The 2,067-nt window shown below is 39.8% G+C and carries 3 protein-coding genes and 1 riboswitch; of the genes, 2 read left to right on the forward strand and 1 reads right to left on the reverse strand.

Features of this window, described 5'->3' with window-relative positions; genetic code table 11:
* A partial coding sequence (locus E4T71_RS08455; RefSeq protein ID WP_135034965.1) for a helix-turn-helix domain-containing protein occupies nt 1-214 on the reverse strand: 214 nt, incomplete at its 3' end.
* Nucleotides 215-328: 114 nt separating this feature from the next.
* Nucleotides 329-416, forward strand: a riboswitch (TPP riboswitch).
* A gap of 57 nt (nt 417-473) precedes the next feature.
* On the opposite strand from E4T71_RS08455, the gene thiT reads away from it, so the two are divergent.
* On the forward strand, nt 474-1,028 hold the full coding sequence (gene thiT / locus E4T71_RS08460) for an energy-coupled thiamine transporter ThiT (RefSeq protein ID WP_135038885.1): 555 nt from the start codon (nt 474-476) through the stop codon (nt 1,026-1,028).
* Nucleotides 1,025-1,474, forward strand: coding sequence for an ASCH domain-containing protein (locus E4T71_RS08465; RefSeq protein ID WP_135038888.1), 450 nt, complete (start codon nt 1,025-1,027; stop codon nt 1,472-1,474). The genes thiT and E4T71_RS08465 overlap by 4 nt, the downstream gene beginning before the upstream one ends.
* The last annotated feature ends 593 nt before the right edge of the window (nt 1,475-2,067 follow it).

The following is a 2,067-nucleotide window of genomic DNA, read 5'->3' on the forward strand; positions in this document are numbered from 1 at the left end:
TAAGGAGTGCCTCTAAACCTCCTTCTAGATAACGGTTCAATAAGTTTCGTACAGTTTGATGAACAAAACCTACTGATTTAGCTACTGCTGTTAAATTCTGACATTCAGAGTAGAGAATGAGAGCTTGAATTTTCCTATGGTGCTGTGCATTCTTTTTATCTTTCAGGGCTTGCTTCAATTCGCTAATTTGATATTCATTTAGTTCGACTTTCATACCTTATAGTATACAGCTATTTTTGTTTTTTGTTAAGTATTAATCAGCCTCTTTTTATCTACCTAGCATCCATATCCCTTGTATTAAAGCGCTTACTATGCTAGACTAGATGAAACGAAACATTTGGGGTGCTGAGGCTGAGATTATACCCATGGAACCTGATGCAGTTAACACTGACGCAGGGAAATGTTGCAATTTCATTGATCTTGCTTATCCATGACCTTACCACTCCTTGGCTGTTGCTGAAAGGAGTTTTTCTATGTCCAAAAAAATGCTTGTTCTAACCGAGGCTGCCATCTTTGCAGCTTTGGCCATGACCCTATCCCTTATTCCTGACTTCGCTTCCTGGTTCACTCCTTCTTTTGGAGCGGTTCCTCTTATTTTAGTTTCCCTCCGTAGAGGTTTAAAAGCAGGGCTTTTAGCAGGACTTTGTTGGGGACTACTTCATTTTCTACTCTCCAAAGTCTACTATCTGAGCCTTCCTCAAGTTATCATTGAATATATCCTAGCCTTTCTAACTATGGGATTGGCGGGGCTCTATGCAACTCCCCTGAAACAAGCTTTGGCGCAAAAGGAAATCACTAAAGCTTTTAGCCTTGCTGCCTTGGCTGCTACAACTGCCATCTTAGTACGTTACTTCTTTCATTTCTGGGCGGGAATCCTCTTTTGGTCTGACTATGCTCCAGAAGGAATGTCACCTTTCCTCTACTCACTGAGCGTTAACGGGACCGCAGGGGTTCTGACCTTGCTCTTTAGTCTTTTAGTTGTTTTACCTTTATTAAAAGTTCAGCCCCGATTTTTTTTAGAAAAATGAAAAAAGAAATACAGACATATTGGCAGAATTTCTGCTCCAAAAAGAATCTCCCTTTTCAAACTCCATGCCAGGCTTGGAGTTTCGGGGATACGCCTGAGCTGGCCAATGAATTAGCCGACTTAGTTAAAATCGGAAAAAAGACAGCCACTACATCCGCCTTTGAGCTCTATGAAAAGGACGAACCCTTACCTCAAGTCGGGGAATACAACATCATCCTTGATGGTTCCCAAGATTCCGTGTGCATCACACAAACAAAGGAGATTCTCCTGATTCCCTACAAGGAAATCACGCCCGACCAAGCTCGGATGGAAGGAGAGGGAGACCTGAGTTATGCCTATTGGAGAAAGGTTCATGACGCTTTCTTTAAGCCCTATTTCCAAGAAGCAGGCTTAGAGTTCAAAGATGATGCGATGATGGTCTTTGAAATCTTCGAACATGTGGATTAAAAGTCAATTTCCATCTCTAAATGCAGATTACAACATATTCTCAAAAAGACCATCCCGAACTAGGTATCTGGATGGTCTTTTTGAGTTCTAAAGAATCCGCTCGGGTAATAAACCACTGGTAGAACTACTTAGTCTATTTCATTTCAACTAGGATCTGTCCTCTTCCCCCACTTAATTTCTGCCAATATGAATCCCAGCCAAATCAAAACCATGATCAGATAACCTAGACGAAAGCCGTCCAAAAATTGGACAAGACTCCAAAGAAGTGGAAAAAGCTAAATTTCAAGTTGAAGTTAGCCACCGCTAAGAAATTCCTTCGGCGACTTGTAACCCAAGCATTTTTAAGGAAACTTTTTAAAAAGATTACGGTATTTCCAGTAAACAACTATTTATATAAATAAAAATAATAATACCCGTTGTGCTAGTTGATTAACCATAAGCAAGTGAATACCTTAGACTAAAACCGTTCTCCATTTGACTTTGATGAAGTAGTAAGGAATATGTTAATAAGATTGCCTCCACTTTAAATTTTAAAGCATAAAGATTCCTACATCTTAAATCTTCAATTCCGAATTGTTCCAAACTTGAGAATA

The organism is Streptococcus sp. WM07, assembly GCF_004570525.1.
Taxonomy (GTDB): domain Bacteria; phylum Bacillota; class Bacilli; order Lactobacillales; family Streptococcaceae; genus Streptococcus.